The 18,985-nt window shown below is 68.8% G+C and carries 10 protein-coding genes; 2 read left to right on the forward strand and 8 right to left on the reverse strand.

Annotated elements, in window-relative coordinates; all coding sequences use genetic code 11:
* Positions 1-250 precede the first annotated feature (250 nt).
* Complete coding sequence (locus GV790_RS17435) at positions 251-742, forward strand: DUF4265 domain-containing protein (RefSeq protein ID WP_163814401.1); 492 nt, start codon at positions 251-253, stop codon at positions 740-742.
* Between the two features lie 168 nt (positions 743-910).
* Here the strand turns inward: GV790_RS17435 and GV790_RS17440 are convergent, their stop codons facing one another.
* Positions 911-1,183: a hypothetical protein gene (locus GV790_RS17440; protein ID WP_163814402.1), complete on the reverse strand. Its 273-nt coding sequence runs from the start codon at positions 1,181-1,183 to the stop codon at positions 911-913.
* Positions 1,184-1,353: 170 nt separating this feature from the next.
* Here GV790_RS17440 and GV790_RS17445 point away from each other — a divergent pair, with 170 nt between their 5' ends.
* Complete coding sequence (locus GV790_RS17445) at positions 1,354-2,562, forward strand: helix-turn-helix domain-containing protein (protein ID WP_256673366.1); 1,209 nt, start codon at positions 1,354-1,356, stop codon at positions 2,560-2,562.
* Positions 2,563-2,564: 2 nt separating this feature from the next.
* Here the strand turns inward: GV790_RS17445 and GV790_RS31775 are convergent, their stop codons facing one another.
* From GV790_RS31775 to GV790_RS17485, 7 genes are all read right to left on the reverse strand, one after another.
* On the reverse strand, positions 2,565-2,876 hold the full coding sequence (locus GV790_RS31775; protein WP_163814404.1) for a putative quinol monooxygenase: 312 nt from the start codon (positions 2,874-2,876) through the stop codon (positions 2,565-2,567).
* A 145-nt stretch (positions 2,877-3,021) separates the two neighbouring features.
* The gene (locus tag GV790_RS17455) at positions 3,022-7,662 is read right to left on the reverse strand and encodes a non-ribosomal peptide synthetase (protein ID WP_309139009.1); all 4,641 of its coding nucleotides are present in this window, start codon (positions 7,660-7,662) and stop codon (positions 3,022-3,024) included.
* Positions 7,659-9,380: a condensation domain-containing protein gene (locus tag GV790_RS17465; RefSeq protein WP_163814405.1), complete on the reverse strand. Its 1,722-nt coding sequence runs from the start codon at positions 9,378-9,380 to the stop codon at positions 7,659-7,661. The genes GV790_RS17455 and GV790_RS17465 overlap by 4 nt, the downstream gene beginning before the upstream one ends.
* A gap of 495 nt (positions 9,381-9,875) precedes the next feature.
* Positions 9,876-10,865 (reverse strand): ABC transporter substrate-binding protein, encoded by a 990-nt coding sequence (locus GV790_RS17470; RefSeq protein ID WP_163814406.1) that lies wholly within the window; start codon positions 10,863-10,865, stop codon positions 9,876-9,878.
* Positions 10,866-10,916: 51 nt separating this feature from the next.
* A complete protein-coding gene (locus tag GV790_RS17475; protein WP_163814407.1) occupies positions 10,917-16,508 on the reverse strand; it encodes a non-ribosomal peptide synthetase in 5,592 nt (1,863 codons plus the stop codon).
* Positions 16,509-16,565: 57 nt separating this feature from the next.
* Complete coding sequence (locus GV790_RS17480; RefSeq protein ID WP_163814408.1) at positions 16,566-17,507, reverse strand: methionyl-tRNA formyltransferase; 942 nt, start codon at positions 17,505-17,507, stop codon at positions 16,566-16,568.
* A gap of 65 nt (positions 17,508-17,572) precedes the next feature.
* Positions 17,573-18,859 (reverse strand): SidA/IucD/PvdA family monooxygenase, encoded by a 1,287-nt coding sequence (locus tag GV790_RS17485; protein ID WP_163814409.1) that lies wholly within the window; start codon positions 18,857-18,859, stop codon positions 17,573-17,575.
* Between the last annotated feature and the right edge of the window lie 126 nt (positions 18,860-18,985).

Genomic DNA, 18,985 nt, shown 5'->3' on the forward strand with positions numbered 1-18,985 from the left:
CCCGGGTGCGCCCGGACGTCACCGCGGCCGATAATCCGTGCTCGCGCAACGTCGATGCGCTCGGGTCCATTTTCGGGGCCGTGCCCTGGGCGTGAGCGCGGTTCCCTCACCGATTCGGTGATGCCGGGCACCGGATGCTGCGGTCGGCGTACGAATTCGCCCCACCGGAGCGCGCTCAAGCTGCGATGCAGTGCATCCGGCGGGCGCTTGGTCCGGCACCGAAGTCCCATAGCCGTGTGATGATGGTTCGATGACCGATCCCGGGCCCGACCACGTGAAGGTCCATTTTCGGATGGACATCGACGAACAGGGCTGGCCGCCGGCAAGCGTCGAGAGCCTGTGGGCGATCGATCTCGGTGACGGCACGGTCCGATTGGACAACACACCCTGGTTTGTTCGCGGAATCGCCCGCGGAGACATCATCGCGGTGCAGCCGGACGACGACGGCCTGCTGTGGGCCGGGGATGTGGTCCAACCGTCGGACAACTGCACCTTCCGCTTGATCGTGCTGAAGGACGACGGCTCGGCTGCCGCTCGACAGAGCGTTCTGGATATATTCCACCGGCTCGGCACCACCGGCGAAGGAATAGAGCGTTTCCGGATGGTCGCCTTGGAGGTACCGGCGCACGCAGACCTGCCAAAGGTCCGCGAGCTGCTGGAACATGGTGCAGAACAGAGCTGGTGGCACTGGGAGGAAGGTTGTGTCACCGCAGCCTGGAGAGCCACGGCCGGCAATGGCTGATGCGGGATCACCCCACGTCACCGTCTCTCTCACCACGAAGCCTGCGGTGAACCGCCTCTAGCATTTCATCGAGCGTGCGCCGCTCGCTGGGCATCCCGTATTCATCGAGCGTTGACCAGGTGCCGTCATCCCAATGCACCCACCCACACGGTTCGCCTTCCGGATCGTTCACCGCAGATACCGCTCTGCCCGCCGATCCGGGGTAATCGCCCCTATCGCAACAAGAGTCCGATACGCGTCCCGCTTATGCGGGCAGGATTCGATACTGCATCGGCGATGCACCTGCATCAGGCCATGCGCCGTACGCGCCGACATGCGCGGCGCCCGCGCGGTGATCGGCGGTTCGTCTTCGCCGAAGGTGTAGGGAAGGACATAGATCAGGGCAAGAAGCAGAACAGCGATCGAACCGGCCACACTGAACGCGGCGAGGTAGTCCGACATCTAATCCCCTGCGGTTGGTGGGTTGTTGGGTACCACCCAGCGCCGGGTATCGAGGGGGCACGCACCCGGCGTCGAGGGCTGACCAGCAGATTGCCGGAAATTCCCGCCTCGAAGTACGAAGGTTCTTCGTACCCTTGGGGCACATGCCGACGTTGAATGGAGCGGTGACCATGAAGGAGTCTCGCGCCAGTGTGGCGACCCGCGTAGCTGAGGCCCGGAAACTGGCGGGGCTGACCCAAAGACAGCTGGCCGAGAAATCGAATGTCTCGGTCGGCTTGATTCGATCAGTCGAGCAGAAGCGGGTTTCGGCAACTCCGGCGTTCCTCGGCGCTGTATCGAAGGCACTTCGAGTCAGTGTCGCTGACCTCACAGGACAGCCTTATCCGCCGGCGCCTGGGCCGGACACCGAGGTTCATGCAGCCATATCTATTCTCCGCACCGAGCTCGCGGCCTTCGACATGGACAGCGTCGCTGTACGTGAGGTGCGGCCACTGCCGGAGATCGCGGCGGCCGTTGCGAGCGTGTGCAGGTCCCGGCGCGCTGCGTCGTTTCATCGTCTCGGCGAACTGTTGCCGCAGCTACTCGGTGAAGTACGTGCGGCAGTGCACCGGTTCAGTGGCGCGGATCAAGAACTCGCGCTGACGATGCTCTGCGAGCTCTATTACTCGTCACACAGCCTCGCACACAAGCTCGGCTACACCGATCTCGCTGCTTTGGCGATCGAGCGGTTGGCTTGGGCAGCGAGAGAATCCGGAAACCGACTGTGGATCGCAACGGCACAGTTTCAGCGAGCTTCGTTGCTCACTGCAAGCGGCGACTGGACAACGGCACTCGCCTACCTGGAACGGTGCCGCTCGGATATCGAGCCTCGCCTTGGACTGGGCCTCCGAGATGACCTGATCGCATGGGGTGGCTTGCACCTTCAATCTGGTCTCGCTGCATCACGGTCAGGCAAGCGGGATCTATCAGATGCCCACCTGGCCGAAGCACGTGATGCCGCGCTCCGCCTCGGTGACGACCTCGATCCGATCCTGTCCTTCGGACCGACCAATGTAAGCATCTGGTCGGTCGCCTTGGCGGTCGAAGCCATGGATGGCACAGAAGCTCTCGATCGGGCCCGGTCGATGAATATCCCAGCAGACGCGCCGAAGGAGCGAACCGGCCATCACTACATCGACCTGTCTCGTGCATACCTGCTGCACGGGGATCGACGACGCGCCTTCACCGCACTACAGATGGCAAAGAACACCGCGCCTTCTCAGACACGGTACAACCCGATGGTTCACGAGACTGTGCGCGCACTCGCCCGCGCCGAGGCGCGGACGATTGACACCGTGCACGGATTCGCGGTGTGGTGCGGGATCGCCGACCGGCTGTAGCGTCAGGCCCCGTTGAGCCCCTTCGCGACTCCCGGGGCCAAAAACTCCACCCTGAAATCGGCGACGAACTCACCGCGACGATCGAGGAACCGACGCGTGTGGGGCTGCCGCTCGTGCTCGTCGAACGCCTCACGGTCGCGATACACCTCGTAGAAGATCCGGGCGAGCGGCTCGCCCTCGACGACGTGCGTGGCGTAGACCAACGTTCCAGGCTCGTGCTCGGCAATCTCCTGAACGGTCTCCGCCACCAACTCATCGAACGCAGCGGCCTTCTCCGCGTCATGGAGTTCGAATTTCACCACGAGTGCAAACACGTGCCTAGTGTAGTGATCGAAAGGCTCACGCCGAGGCATTCGATCCCGTACGCAAGCTGTGCGGGCAGCCGGCTCCCCCGCGAGCGGCACGTCACCGAGCCGACCATCGAGAAAAATCCTCGGCCAGGTGACGCTCGCGGGTTGTTCAGCCTTCGGCGAAGCTCGCCAGCGTTTGCAACCAACCGGCGGTACGCGCGTCGACCTCCGCATCATCCAGCACCCGCGAGTTCAGATCGAATTGCGCGACCAGCGACGGTCGTTCGTCGCGGCTCACCACGGCTGTGGTGATATCCACGGTGAAACGCAACGGGAGGTCCGGGTGGCCGGCTGTGCCGAATTCGGAGGTGAAGTCGGATAGCGGGGCGGGGGTCCAGGGGCCGGTGCCGAATTGGAGGACGTCGAAGCGGCCGAGGTGGTTCAGGCGGAGCTGGGCTCGGGCTTCGAGGGTGCGGTCGGTGAGGTCGGGGCGGCCCTGGGCGGGGGTCCAGTCGCGATATTTGTTGTGTGGGATCGAGACGGTTTCCTCGACGGTGAACCAGCCGACGCGGCGGGTGTCGTCATCGGCGGGGCGGCCGTGGGTTTCGCGGGTGAGGGCGATTCGGCCGGAGTCGTCGGCGGTGTCGGGGAAAGCCAGCGCACACGCCAGGATCAGCGCGTCATCCAGTGGCACACCGGTTTCGGTGCAGCGGGCCAGCAGGGCCTCGGTGTGGTCGGGGCCGAGTTCGACCACCCGCTGAACGGCGTCGGCGGCGCGGTCGGTGAGCGGATCTGTCAAGCGTCCCGCGAGGGCCGAACCGAGAATCTCGGGTGCGGTCAGCACCGCGCTGCCGGTGGGAACCGTGGAGTCGGTCTCGTTGAGCGGACGCTGCCCCTGTTCCATCCGGCGCAGGTCGTCGACCAGGATCAGCCACGACACCACGTCGACGGCCAGATGGTGGATCGACAGCAGCAACCGGCGATTCGGGCCGTCGAGCACGGTCGCGGCGATCATGCGTCCGGCATCGGGGTCGAGGCGGGCGACCGTGTCGGCCAGCCGGGCGGCGCTGTCGTCATCGGCGACGATGCTCAGCAACTCGGCCGCGCTCGAGGACTCCTCCACCAACAGCGCGTACGCACCGTCGACCGTTGTCAGCCGGGACCGCAGCGTCGGGTGCGCGAGGGCGAGCGCACCGAGACGCTCGATGATCTCGTCGGCGGAGACGTCGTCGGGCAGCGAAATCACCTGGCTCTGCGCCAGATAACGATAGTTGCCGTTGGCGATGATCTCGTGCGCCAGCGATGTCAGCGGCAGGATGGTGCCCGGCGCGACCACGTCGGCCTCGGGCTCGTCCGCACCGGAACCGCGTTCATCGAGCACGCGCGCGAGATCACGCAGATCGGCAGCGCCGAGCACGTCTTTCGCACCCACCCGGTAGCCCGCGCCGCGCAACCGCGACACCAGATCGATGACGCCGATGCTGTCGATACCCAGATCGACCAGGCTGTCGGTGATCCCGACCCGGCTCGCACCCTCGCCCATCGCCGCGATCACCTCGAGCAGCGCACGCTCGGTATCGGTGGCCGGTTCGGCACCCGCACCACCGGCGATCGGCGCGGTGAGCAGCGCAGTGGCCGCGTGCACGTCGAGTTTGTCGTTGCGGTTCAACGGAATCTGATCGACGTGCACGATGCGCGTCGGCACCAGGAACTGTGGCAGGCGCCGGGCCAGCGCCGTCCGGATCTCGGCGGCGGACAGTTCGGCGACCACGAGCGCGCCGAGCCGGGTACGGCCGTTGTCCACGAACGCCAGCGCTGCCGCGTGGGCGACACCGTCGAGTTCACGCATCACCACGGTCGCCTCATCGGGCTCCACGCGATAGCCGTTGATCTTCACCTGACTGTCGATGCGACCCTCGTACACGAGGGTGCCGTCAGCGGCGCGACGCACCAGATCGCCGGTGCGATAACGCCTTCCGCGCGGACCGGCAACGAACGCGGCCGCCGTGGTCGCGGGGCGCCCCAGGTAACCGACCGCCAGCTGCGGCCCCGACAGGTACAGCTCACCCTGCCCGCCCGGCGGCACCGGGCGCAGCCGATGATCGAGCACCTCGGCGGCCATATTGTCGAAGGTGTTGCCGATGGTCGGCGCGGCGTGATCGTGCACATCGGCCATCAGCGCCTCGACCGTGGTCTCGGTCGGGCCGTAGAAGTTGATGACGCGAGTGGTCGGCAGACCCTGCAACCGTCGCCAGGTATCGAGGCTGATCGCCTCGCCACCCAGCGCGAGGATCCGCAACGGGCAGCTCTCGACCCCATCCTCGCCGGTGCTGAACAACCCGGCGTCGATGAGCCGGTTCAACATGGACGGCGACGTATCGAAGATGTCGATGCCGTGCGTTGCGATAGCGCCGACGATCTGCTCGGCATCGGTGCGCACCTTGTCGCCGAGCAGAACCACGGCGTGCCCGCTGAGCAGCGCGATCGTGGGCTGCCAGGCGGCATCGAAACCGGTGGACCAGCCGTGGCCGATGCGCAGCTGCCGCCCGGCCTCGGCGGCGGTCGGGGCGAAGATCCGCCGCTCGTGGGTGGACCAGTGGTTGAGCAGGGCGCGGTGCGGGACCGCGACACCCTTGGGACGGCCGGTGGTGCCGGAGGTGAAGACGACGTAGAAGGGGGATTCCGGATCCGTCGGCGTTGTCGGTTGTGCCGCAGCGACATTCGGTTCGGCGAGGCCGGCCGCCGGTCCTGGAGCGCCTCCAGCGGAGACAACCGAGCCCGGCGCAGTCGACTCGGCGCCGGCACTTAGCTCGGCCGAATCGACAGGGGCTACCTGCCCACCATCGCCGCCGAGACCGGCTGCCACGCGCAGCCCACCAACGCCATCGAGAATCGCGTGCACACACTGCACGCCCTGAGCCCGGACCTCGGCGATAACGTCCGCGAGCGCGTCATCGGCGAGCACGAACCGCGCGCCCGACACCTCGAGAATGTAGGCGAGCCGATCGGCGGGCGTCGCCGGATCGACGTGCACACACAGCGCCCCGGCGAGCCCGACGGCGAACGGCGCCTGCAACACCCGGCGATCGCGGGGCAGCATGACCGCGACGGCATCACCGGGGCGCACGCCGACAGTGTTCAGTGCGCGCGCCAAAGTCTGGACCGCCGCGCCGAATTCGGCGAAAGACTGCTCGCCTTCACCGTCGATGACGGCGGTAGCACCGGCCGCGTCGGCGACGGCAGCGAGCAGCAGCTCAGGAACCGAACGCACCTCGGACAGTCGTCGGGCGACGTCATCGGGTGCCGGCGCCGCGTCTGCATCACCCACCGAAGAGGATCCGCCTGCAACCGTCTTCGCCGAGGGCGAGACGCCGCCGTTATCCCCGGTCGGCACAGATCCGGTGGCCGTGGGGGCCGAGCCGTTGGCGTCCACCGGCTCCGCGGCACCTGCCATCCCGCGCCGGGCGACGATTCGCCCGTCGGCAGCGATCTCGGGCTCCGACAGTGCCGCCGGCTCGTCGCCGAGCAGAACACTCACATCGCACGCGCGCGGCGCATCGGCCAACCTGCGCACCACCGCGAGAACTCGGCGCGCCATCCGCTCCGGCTCGAACCGATCCACCAGATCGGGGCGGATTTCCACCCGGCAGATGAGCTGCCCGCGCTCCACCAGCGGAACGACCGTGATCGGGTAGTGGCTGAGGGAATCGACGCGGCGCGGGATCATGCTGGCCCCGCCGCCCATCGGCATCGCCGCGGTGACCGCGCCCATCGGGGAGTTCTCGAAAACCAGCAGGGTGTCGAAGAGCTGGCCGACGCCTGCGTGGCGGGTGATCTCGGAGATGCCGAGGTACTCGTGGGTCCGCAGTTCGGCCACCTGCTTTTGCAGCGGGGCGGCCACCTCGGCCGGTGCCCGCTGGTCCACCCGCACCCGGACGGGAATGGTGGTGATGAGCGCGCCGACGATGCGGTCGGCGCCGGGCAGGGTGGCGTCACGGCCGGAGGTGGTCTGGCCGAACACGACGTCGTCGCGGCCGGTGAGGCCGGAAAGGATACGCGCCCACGCTACTTCGAGAACCGTGTTGAGAGTGAGCCCGTTGGCCCGCGCCCACGCGGTGACGAATTCCGTTTCCTCGACACTGAATCGCGCCTCGCCGAGCACCGCGAGATCGGGTTCGGCCGGTGCGGGCGGGCCGACCATCGGCATCGGGGCCAGGTCAGCGAGGGCGGTGGTCCACGCGCGGACGGAGGCCTCGGTGTCCTTCTGCGCGATCCAGGCCGCATGGTCACGCAGCGGCGGCGCGGGCGGCAGCGCCGCGCCTTCCCCGCGATGCAGCGCGATCAGGTCGGAGAACAGCAGCGGAATCGACCAGCCGTCGACCACGATGTGATGCGCGGTGCAGATCAGCTGGTAGGTGGTGTCCGCGAGTCGGGCGGCGGTCACCCGGAACAGCGGTCCGTTGTCCAGATCGAGCCTGCGGCGCCCCTCGGCCCAGTAGATCTTCTCCGCCTCGGCCTCCGGATCGGCGGCACCGCGCAGATCGATCTCGTGCCAGGCGATCCGGCCGGCGGACGTCACGACCAGCACCGGATGCGGCAGCCCCTCGGTGAGCACCGCACCCGCCAGATGTGGATACCGTTGCAGCAGTTCGTCGAACGCGGTGCGCAGCCCCGACAGCTCGGTCAGGTTCTCGATCCGGACCGTGAAGGTGACCAGGTACGGGTCGACGCCCGGTGACATCGCGCTCACCGAATACAGGCCACGTTGTAGCGGCGAGAGCGCGATGACGTCGAGGATCTCGATACTCACTTGGCGCCGAACTTCCGTCCGAGCGCGCTCAACGCGGCGGCGTCCAGCCCGGACGCGCTCATCGGCGCCACCTCCTGCGCAGCGGGCTGGGCTGGCGAATCTGCCTTGCCTGCACCGTTTTCCAGCTGTTCGGCCAGCTCGTAGACGGCCGGATAGGCGAACACGGTCTGCACGTCGAGCACATGGCCCTGCTCGGCCAGGTCGGTGACCAGGCGAAGCGCGGCGATGCTGTCGCCGCCGAGGGAGAAGAAGGTGTCCTCGCGGCCGAGGTCGTCGTCCTCGTCCAGATCGAGTACCTTGCGGATGGCGGCGGCGATCACGCGCTCGGCGTCGGTCTGCGGCTCGCCACCGAGGCCGGCGGTGGGGATCTCCAGCAGGTCGTCGTCGGAGGCGGGGGTGAACAGGGGGCGCTCGTCGGGCGTCGCGTCGATGACGGCATCGGCTGCTTCGGCCCACGCGCTCGCGCGCTGCGCGAAACGCGAGGCGAAGGCGCCGATTTCGGGCCGGCCGGCCAGTTCGATCGGGAAGTCGAGGGTCAGGGTGGCGCCGTCGGCGCCGAGGGCAACGTCCATCACGATGTCCACACCGTGCGGCCGGGCCGAGCGCCGCGCGACCTCGCGCACCTGCACTCCCCCGCTGCTCAGCGCGACCGGCGCGGCGTCGCGGACGGTCAGCAGCGCCTGGAACAGCGCGCCGTCGGCGAGTGCGGCGGTGCCGCGCAACAGGTGGGTGATCCGCTCCACCCGCGGGCCCGCCTGCGCACGCGCCTGCGCCACGGTCTCGGCGGTCTCGGCGATCAGCGCCTTCGGCGTGCGACCGTTCGGCGCGATGCGCAGCACGAGGTGGTTGGCGAAGGGACCGACGACCTCCGCGGCCTCCGCCGAACGCGCCGGATCGGTGAGCCCGACCAGCACATCGTCGCCGAGCCCGGTGTCGCGCAGGGCGGCGGCGGCGAGCGCGGCGAAGACGGCGGCGGCGTCACCCTCGGCGTGCACGCACAACGCGGCGAGGGTCTCCGACGGCACGGTGAGCACTCGGCGGGCGATGCCGATACCGGGCGTGGACGAGGTGACCGGAACGCGAGCGGGTAGCTCGGCCAGCCGCTCGGTCCAGTACGCCAGCGCCGGATCGTTCGCCGCGGTGGCGGCCAGCGCCTTCAACTGCGCGGGCACGAAATCCGCGAACTGCTTCGCGGCACCGGGCTCGGCTCCGGCGTACGCGGCGAACAGGGCCGCCACGAACAGTTCGACCGAACGGTCGTCGGCGGCGATGGGATGCGCCGCGATCGAGAGCACATCGCGCCCGGGCAACCGGTACAGCCGCATCCGCAGCGGCAGACCCGCCACGAGGTCGAAGCGATGCTCGGCATCCTGGGCGAGGGCGAGTTCGAGGTCGGTGTCGTCGGCGACGCTGCGGCCGATCTCCAGCACGGATTCGGGGGCGTCGACGACCCGCTGATACGGGATGCGACGGTCGTCGGGGAAGACGCTGCGCAGAATCGCGTGTTCGGTCAGCACCGCGATGAGAGCACGGTCCAGTGCGCTCGGGTCCACGTCCCCGGTGAGTTCGAGTGCGATGAACAGGTTGGCGGCCGGCCTGCGGTGCAGCCGCTCCGGCAGCAGCGCGGCCTGCTGGGCGGGAGCCAGCGGGACTCCACGATCACCGGAACCGGCGGCAGTCTTGGGCGCGGTCAGGTTCTGCACAAGCGAATCCGGCATTGCGATCCTCTACTCACTGATCGAAACGAACTGGGTGCGCGGGCGGTCGCGAAACCAACCACGCCCCCGGGTAATAAGTTAGCCTATCCTTACCGACTGCCGCGAGTCGGCGGTCACCGAGCAGGCGGGGCCGGGGCGTCCCGCCGCGAGTTCCCCATCAGGGGTCCCGGCCGTAGAAGCGCGCCGAATCGCACGTGCTGATCTGGGCGCCGCCGCCCGGCGCGCGCAATCCGCGCGCAGCCGAGCCGGGCAGCGTCCATCCGCACAGCGCAATCCGCGCAGCCGCCCCGCACGACATCCACCCGCACAGCGCAATCCGCACAGCCGCCCGTGCGACATCCACCCGGCGCCGCGCAATCGGCACGCAGCCAACCCTGGTGGCGTCCACCCGTCGCATAGCGCGATCGCCGCGCAGCCACCAAGGCCGACATCCACCGATCACACAGCCCCCGAACGGCCGGGCGGATCCATCCGGACCCACCCGGCCGGCCACTCCTACTTGCCGACGGCCGCGAAGGTCGGGTCGAGCTTCTCCAGCACGTACGGCACCGACAGCGCGGTCGGGGTGTTGATCGCGCTGATGGTGAGGGTGTCGAGGAAGGTCATGCCGCCCGACTTCACCGCGGGCAGATCGTTGTAGCCCGGCAGTTCCTTGAACTTCTGCTCATAGGCGGGCATGGCGCCGCACATGAGGATGTCGGAGGTCAGATCGCCGAGCCGCTCCGGCGAGAGCGCCAGGCGTCCGCCGGCGGGGGCCTCGTCGGCGATGTTCTTCGGGATGCTCAGGCCGAGATCGTTGAACAGCTTCGCCGAGCCGTCCTTCGGGTCGGCCAGCACCATGAGCTGCGAGGGGCCGGTGAGCATGCAGGTCAGGAAGGTCTTGCCGGCGAGGTTGGGGTACTTCCCGGACACGTCTTTGATCTTGGTGTCGACGCCGGCGATCACCTTGTTCGCCTCGTCTTCCTTGTGCAGCACCCGCCCGAGCTCGGTGACCTGATCGGACCACAGGTCCACCTCGGCGTCCTCGGTGACCGGGCCGATGGTCGGGGCCAGCTTGGAGAGCTTGTCGTACATGGCCTGATCGACCAGGAATCCGGGCACCAGGATCAGATCCGGCTCCAGCGCCGCGATCTGCTCGGCCATATCCGAACCCTGCTTCAGCACCTTGGCATCGCCGAGGGAATCCGGCGCCCACGGCACCTTCTGGCCGCCCGCGAGGATCGAGACGTTGTCGGCGTAACCGACCGGCGTCACGCCGAGGGCCAGCGAGGCATCCAGCCACTGGTTGCCGATGGTGACCACGCGCTCGGGTGTGCCTTCGACGGTCGTCTCGCCGAGCTTGTGCTTGACGGTGACGCCCGCACCCTCCGCCCCCTCGGAGTCGGCGCCACAGGCCGCCACCGAGACGGCCAGCGCCGTGGCCACCGCGGCCATTCCCAGCCGCGCGAGCACACCTCGCCGCGCGGTCCTTCGAGCCAGTTTCATTCCGTACTCCTTGCTTCGACCCCGACCGAACTCGGATGATCGTAGGTAAGCCTAAGCTTGCGCGAAGGCGAGTCGTCCGTCGGTGGTCCATCTGGCCGTGTCGCCGGTGCGGAACAGCCGCTCACCGGGCTCGAACGGGTCCGCGACGAAACCGTCCGTCGCTTCGGGACCGGCGAACCGGGTGGCCAGCGCGATTCCGCCCACGTACACCTCGCCGAGCACGCCGGGCGCGACGGGCCGCAGCCACTCGTCGAGGATCAGAATCCGCGCGCCGGGCACCGGACGTGCGCGCCCCGCTGCGGTCATCGGCCCGCGGGCGACGGCGCCGAGATACGCGGGCGCGCGGTAGGCGAAGGTAGCCACCGAATCCGGCGCCAACGTCCGCAGCAGCGCGGGAAGCTCTGCGGACCAACCGATTCCGTTCACATCCCAGCGGTGCACTGTCGGCAGAGTGTCGACTCCGGCCGCGGCGAGACCTGCGAGCAGCGTCGGCGCGGCGACCACCTGCGTCACCGCACGCTCGGCGATCACCTGCGCCAGCGCCACCGGGTCGGCGCGCTGCTCGGCGGTCGCCAGAACGAAGGTCGCGCCGTCGGTCAGTGCCGCGAGCAGATCGGCCGCCAGCTGGGGATCGTCGGGGGCGGTGGCGAACAGCCGGATATCGGCCCGCTTGCGTGCCGGATCCGCGTCGGCGCGACGTCGATCGGCGGCCACACAGCGCCGGTCCGCGACGGCGGCGGTGAGCGCGGTCAGAGGCAGCTCGAGCGGCCCGACCTCGGCTGAACGGTGCAGACCCGTGGTCGCGCCGGTCGAGTCGGACCGCCCATCGTTCTCCGGGGCGGCGGAGGGCGCGCTGTACTTGCTGACGGGCGCGGCCGGAGGCAACAACCTGCCCAGCGCGGCGAGCAGGTGGGTCAGCGAATCCACACCGGCCGTCGGTTCGGTTGCGGCCTCGCCCGCGATCAGCTCGTCCAGTCGCTGATACAGCTCGCCATAGGTGAGTTGTTCACTGCCGCACCGCAACGCGATCCGGACCCCCGGCACCGCGCGACCATGCCGGAACAGGGCACCCAAGCTGCGCACATCGGACGGTTCGACACCGGTGGACCATTCGCCCAGCACTCGTTCCTGTTCGCCGGCGCTCATCAGCCGGAGCTCGGACACGGCGCGTTCGGGCGTCTCGGCGAAGGCTTCCAGCACCGTCAGCAGATGGCGGGTGAACAGCGCGATCGTGGCCGCGTCGTAGCGGCGGGCATCGGCGATGACGCGCACGTCCACCTCGCCGTCGACCGTGGTGGTGAAGACGAACGTCAGCTCGCGCGGGGCGCGGACCGGTATCGGCTGTGGCGCCAGGTGCAGGTCCTCGGCGAGCCAGGTTTCGCCGAATCGGTGGTCGTCCTCGCAGCGGATCTCCGCCTGCGGCACGGCTTTTCGATCCTCGCGGACGATCGGCAGGTCCTGGTCGCGGAAGGCGTTCAGCGCCGCGTCGCGGGCGCGAGCGAGCACCTCGGCGAGTGTCGGATCGCCAGACAGATCGGTGCGCAGCATCAGCCTGCTCGCCAGCGGGCCCACCAGATCGGCGGCCACGGTATCGGTGCGGCCGGTGGTCGGGGTGGCGAGGACGATCTCGCGGCCCGCGCCGAGCTTGTGCAGCAAGGCGGCGACTGCCGCCTGGTACAGCATGAATTCGGTGGCGCCGGCGGCTTCGGCGCGGGATTCGAGGCGTCGGCGCAGGCCGGTCGGGATACCGAAGCCGACATCGTGTGCGCCCGCAACGTCCGCATCGGCACGGTCGGCGAGATCGACCGGGGCAGGCAGTTCGGCCTGCGCCCGCTGCCATTCGTCGATTCTGGTGCCCGCCGATTCCGCGACAGCGTGCTGCCACAACGTGTAGTCGACGTGATCGATGGCCGGTGGCCCCCACTGCGGCGGCGCACCGGTACCTATCCGGCAGCGGTAGGCGATGGCCAGATCGGAGACGACCGTGCGCAGTGAGGGCTCATCGGCCACGAGCCGATGCGCGACCAGCGAGAGCACCCTGGTGTTCTCATCCAGCAGGAAGATCTGCGCCGACAACAGCGGAGCGGTGGCCGGATCGAACCGGTGCGCGGCGGCCGAACGCAGCGCTCCGGGGAGATCGGCTTCCGCGATGCCGGTGACGACGACGGTGGTGTCAGCCGAGGCCAACACCAATTGATGCGGTTCGTCTCCGGTGAGTTCAGCGTCAGCGATGACGTTCTGGGCCGAAGACGGCACCGTCCGATGGCCGCCCCCGGGGAACACGGTGCGCAGCGCGGCATGGCGGGCGATCACATCGTTGAGCGCCGCCGTCAGCGCGGGCTCGTCGAGCGGGCCCGTGATCCGAACGGCAGCCTGCACGACACCCTGTGCACCAGCAGCCCATTCGGCGCGCTGCCGGTGGGACAGCGGAACCCGCTCCGGGCGTGGCTGTTTCGTCAATGGCGGCAGACCGTTGACGCCGGCCGTCACCGGCGTCGATTCGATCAGCGCCGCCAAACCGGCGACGGTCGGCGTGTCGAAGGGCGCGCGCACGTCGATCTCCACACCGAACTCCGCGCGGATCCGCACCACCAGCCGGTTGGCCAGCAGCGAATGCCCACCCAGCTCGAAGAACGAATCGTCGGCGCCGACCTCGGCGTGGCCGAAGATCTCGCCGAACAGCGCCGCCAGCCTGATCTCGGTGGCGGTGGCCGGTGCCCGGCGGGCCCGCATGCCGACGCGGCGCGGTTCGGGCAGGGCGCGCTTGTCGAGCTTGCCGTGCTCGGTCAACGGGATCCGGTCGACCACGGCGAAGGCGGACGGAATCATGAACTCCGGCAGGGATTTCGCGAGATAGTCACGGACCCGCTCGACGTCGACGTCCGCTTCGGCGGGCACCACGTAGGCGGCGAGGGTGGTGCCGAGGGCACGGTCGGTGTTCGCGACGACCACGCACTGCGCCACGCTCGGATGCCCGGCGATCACGGCCTGTACCTCGCCCAGCTCGATGCGATACCCGCGCACCTTCACCTGTTCGTCGGCGCGACCGACGAATTCGAGTTCACCGGACACATTGCGCCGCGCCAGATCACCGGTGCGGTACAGCCGGCGACCGGGACGGAAGGGATCGGGAACGAACCGTTCGGCGGTGAGCCCGGGCCGGTCGAGGTAGCCGCGGGCCAGCTGATCGCCGCCGAGATAGATCTCACCCACCGCACCGGCGGGGACCAGCTGCAATCGGTCGTCGAACAGGTAGGCGCTCACATTGCGGTTCGGCACACCCACCGGCACGATGCGCGGGCCCTGCGGTCCCTCCACCGGCATATGCGTCGCCGAGACCACGGCCTCGGTCGGGCCGTAATGGTTGCGCAGTTCGGCGTCGAACATCCCGGCGAACCGGTCGGCCACCTCACCGAGCAGCGCCTCGCCGCCCACCGGCACATGCCGCAGCGCGCGCCACTCGCTGACCTCCGGCAACAGCAGCAGCGCACTCAGCAGCGAGGGCACCATATGCAGCACGGTGACGCCGTAGCGGCTGATCAGATCGGCGACATAGCCGATATCGCGGAAGGCGTCCGGGCGCGGAATCACCAGGCGCGCACCGAGCGTCAGCGTGACGAAGATGTCGAGCAGCGACGCGTCGAAGCTCACCGACGACGATTGCAGCAGCCGGTCCTCGGCCGTCATCCCCCATTGGGCGCAGAACCCGATCAGATGATCGGCGATCGCGGCATGCGCGACCGGCACGCCTTTGGGGGTTCCGGTGGAACCGGAGGTGTAGATCACGTAGGCGAGGTTGTCCGGACGCAGCGGGCGCACCCGGTCGGCGTCGGTGGGCGCGTGCTCGGCCCGATCGACGGCCGATTCCTCGGCGGCGTCCAGTTCGACTCGGCCGAGCACCAGCCGGGGTGCCGCGTCGCCGATCAGGAAATCGATGCGCTCATCCGGGTAGGCCGGGTCGATCGGCAGGTAGGCGGCCCCGGCTTTGAGCACCGCGAGTACCGCGACGATGAACTCCGGCGAGTTCGATATCCGCAGCGCGACGATGTCCTCGGTGCCGATACCCTGCGCGATCAGCCAGTGCGCCAACCGGTTCGCGCGACGGTCGAGCGCGCCGTAGGTCAATTCCAGATCGGTGCCTGGCTGGTCGGCCGGTGCGATGATCGCCACCGCCTCGGGCGCGGCGCCGACCCGGCGCTCGAACAGCGACACCAGGGTGGCCGGCTCGGTGTCGACCAGTTCACCACGCGATTGCGCGAGCAGCCGCTGCCTGGCCTCGGGTCCGAACAGGTCGAGCTCACCCAGACGCACCTGTGGGCCGGTGAGCGCACTGTCGAGCAGTTGCAGATAGTGATCGAGCAGTTGCTCGATCAGCCGCTCGTCGAACGCGTCGGGCCAGTACTCCGCGTCGACGCGCGGGGCCGACGGATCAAGGGTCACGGTCACACGCAATGGCACCGGCAGCTGCGGGCCGCCCAGTTCGAGCATGGTCGCGCTCACGCCGTCGAGCGTGAAACCCGCACCGGCACTGCGGACACCGAATCCGATGCGCGCGAGCTGTTCGAGCCCGTCCCTGCTCGCGGTGCGGTCGGGATTGATCGCGTGCACCACCCGGTCGATGCCGATGTGCTTGTGCGCGAGCGCATCGGTGACCACACCGTCGATCTCGGCGGCGAAATCGGCGAAGGCAGCCTGCGCGCGCGGTGTGCTGCGCAGCAGGACGGTATTGCCGAAGTATCCGATGCGATCGCCTGCGTCCTGGCCGCGCAGCGACACCGGCATCGCGACCAGGAAATCGGTGGCGGCGGTGTAGCGGTGGATGAGGGTCGAATACGCGGCCAGCAGGACCGCCGTTGGCGTCGATTCCGACGCATCGGCGAACTCGCGCACCCGCTGGACCAGCGCGTCGGGCAGCTCCCGGCTGCGACGTGCGGCCTGTCGTGCACCGGAACCGGAGACCGGACCGCCGGGCAACTCCAGCGGTTCGGGCAGCGGGGTGAGCGTCTCGCGCCAATACGCCAGGCCCGCACTGTCGTCACCGCGACGGTCGGCGAACCGTGTGCCCGCCCGGCGCACCGGGGCCGAACCGTTGTACGCGGCCTCCAGGTCGGCGGTGAACACGCCGAGGGAGTCGTCGTCCCATGCGATGGTGTGCGCGACCAGCACCAGCACATATTCTTCGGCGCCGGTGCGGATCAGCGTCAACCGCAGCGGCGCCTCCGCGCTCAGTTCGAAGGGCCTGGCCAGCTCACGCCGAACGAGCACTTCCACCCGGCGGGTCAGCCCGGCCTCGGAACGTCCGGACAGATCGTGTTCGAGCCACGCGGGCGCCAGATCCGGGCGAACCACCTGATACGGCTCACCGTCGATGCCGCGCCCGTAACTGCTGCGCAGGATGTCGTGTTCGGCGGCGACGGCGGCGACCGCGGCCCGCAGCCGGGCGACGTCGAGCGCACCGGAAAGCCGGTAGGCGACACCGATATTGAGCGAGACATCAGCGGGCTCACGGGTCTGCAGGAACCAGGCGCGCGACTGCCCCGGCGTCAGCGGACGGCGTGGGCCGGGGGACGCCGGAATCCGGCGGCGCACCAGTTCGGTGCGGTGTGCTCGCACGCTCGCCGCGTCATTGGCAATGGTCGACATGGTTCCCTCCGGCCCCCGCACTGGATCTATCGCTCGCGGTCCGCGCGCGTTCGGCAACTACTCCGGCGCGTCGGTGAGATAGCCGCCGCGACGGAAGAATTCGGCGCCGTCGTGTTCGGTGCCGTCGGCGGTGCGCACCCGGGTGATCACCAGCGCGTGGTTGCCGCCGCGATAGGCGTCCGGCCCGCACACCACCGCGCCGCCGTCCTCCTGCACGATGACGCGGCCGGGCGTGCCGCCGTAGCGGGCCGAGGAGACCCGGGAGGCCAGGATCTCCACCTTCTCGCCCCGGTAGTAGCTGAACGCGCGCGGATACGGCGCCGACAGCGCGCGCACGAAACGCTCCAGATCCACGGCGGGCCAGTTCCAGTCGATGCGGCTGTCGCGCTCGGAGCGCTTGTGGAAGTAGGTGCGCTCGGCCTTGTTCTGCGGCTTCCATTCGGCGGTGCCGTTGGCCAGCGCGTCGAGGGCCTCCTTCACCGCGCCGGGAATCAGCTCCATGCCGGCCAGCACCAGCTCGGTGCCGGTGGCGTCGGGGCCGATCGGCAGCGAGTGCTGGACCAGGATGTCGCCGGTGTCGAGCTGCTCGTCCATCCGGTGCACCGTCAGGCCGAATTCGCTCTCACCGCTGATCAGCGCCCACAGCACCGGCGAGAAACCGGTGAACTTGGGCAGCAGCGAATCGTGCAGGTTCAGCGTGCCGTAGGTGGGCATCTCGTAGAGCTCGGCGGGCATCCAGGTGTACCAGCTGTTCACCACGATGACGTCCGGTTCGGCCCGCTTGACCAGATCGATGGTCTCGGCGTCGGCGCGCTCGGTCAAGTGCACCGGGATGCCGTGCTCACGCGCCAGCTCCTCCACCGAATCCGACCAGATGCCCTTGTAGGAATCCTCGCTGGCCGGATGGGTGACCGCGAGCACCACCTCATGCTCGGAATCGATCAGAGCCTGCAGGGTCTTGCGGCCCCAGGTCTGGAAGCCGAACGACACGATGCGCATAAACAGAAACCTTCATCCTCGATGCCAAGTAAGGCAAGCCTAGCCTACTGGGATAGACGGCCTGCTCAGGGGCGAGCCGAATGGGCCGATTCGGCGTTCGCCGGGACCGCGCTGGTGGCCGCCGTGGCCAGCACCCGATCCGAAAGCTGGCCCAGGCAGCTGAGATTCGGGAAGCCGGGACCCTGCGCCAGTCCGGCCAAATTCGGCAGGTAGAGCTTGGCATCGAGCCCGTCCACCGCCAGATCGTGCCCGATCGCGGCCTCCAACCGGGCCTGGGTGATCGGACCGCCGATGGCGAGCTCGACCAGATCGGCGGCGTCGGCGTCGAACATGTCCAGGAACCACAGCGCCTGCCCGCCGGTGGCATCGACCACCAGATCGAAGCTGTGCTGCTGATCCGGGCGCATCTCGTTGCGCAGGGTGAGCGCCACGCCGTCGCCCTGCTCGGCGACCCGGACCACCCGGCCCTGGAGGTGATGCACTCGATTGTCGGCCAGCAGCGATTCCTGCACTCGCACCGAGAACACGCCGCGGTCGCAGCGCCGCATCACATCCCTGCGCTCCTCGATACTCAGCGCGCGCCACTTCGCGGGGTCGCTGAACAGGGAGTTCTCGAAATAGCTTTCGCCGCGGGTGTAGATGGTGGCGCCGGGGGAAATGACCGAGACGGTCAGCACGTCGTGGCGGACCAGCTCGTCCATGGCCGAACCCGCGGTCTCGCCGCCGCCGATGACGGCCGCGCGTGAGGACACCGGCAGCTTGCGTTTGCCCGCCAGATCCCAGAACTCGGCGATGCTGAGCACCTTCGGATGGTCGGCGAGCGCGCGGGCGCTATTGCCGGGGCCGGTGATCATGAGGCGGTCGGCGTCGATCTCACTGGTCACCCCGTCCGAATCGGCGACGGTGACCAGCCAGCCGTCGGCCGCGGCCGAGATCTTGCGGACGCTGCCGGTGACCAGGTCGAGATCGATCTTGCGGGCCACCCACTGCAGGTATTTCGCCCAGACATTGTGCTGCGGGCTCGGGCGGCCACGGTCGACCCACTCGGCGTAGGTACCGCGCTCGACCAGGAACGCGGTCCAGCTGAACGCCATCATGGCCTCGTTGATCGCCTGGTTGTGCCCACGCGCCCAGGTGGAGTGGTACGGGAAGCCGATGTCCTTCTCCGGGCTGGTACCCAGCCGGTGCTGACCATCGGTCCACCCGCCGGTCGCCAGCCAATTGCCGCCCACCGCATGCGGTTCCACCACGGTCACCTGTGGCGCGGGCAAACCGAGCGAGCGCAGCACATGCGCTTTGGCCGCGACGGCCATCGCCTTCGGTCCGGCACCGACAACGAGAAGTCTGTCCACTGGTTCTCCACTCTCTCCACATGGCAGCACTGTGATTCCAGCCACCGTTCAGCTACCGATACCGGCGACCAGCTGCGGCGACGTGGGCGCGGGACGCGTAGCCACCTCCACAGGATGACCTAGGGC

Source organism: Nocardia cyriacigeorgica, assembly GCF_010858045.1.
Lineage (GTDB): Bacteria > Actinomycetota > Actinomycetes > Mycobacteriales > Mycobacteriaceae > Nocardia > Nocardia cyriacigeorgica_E.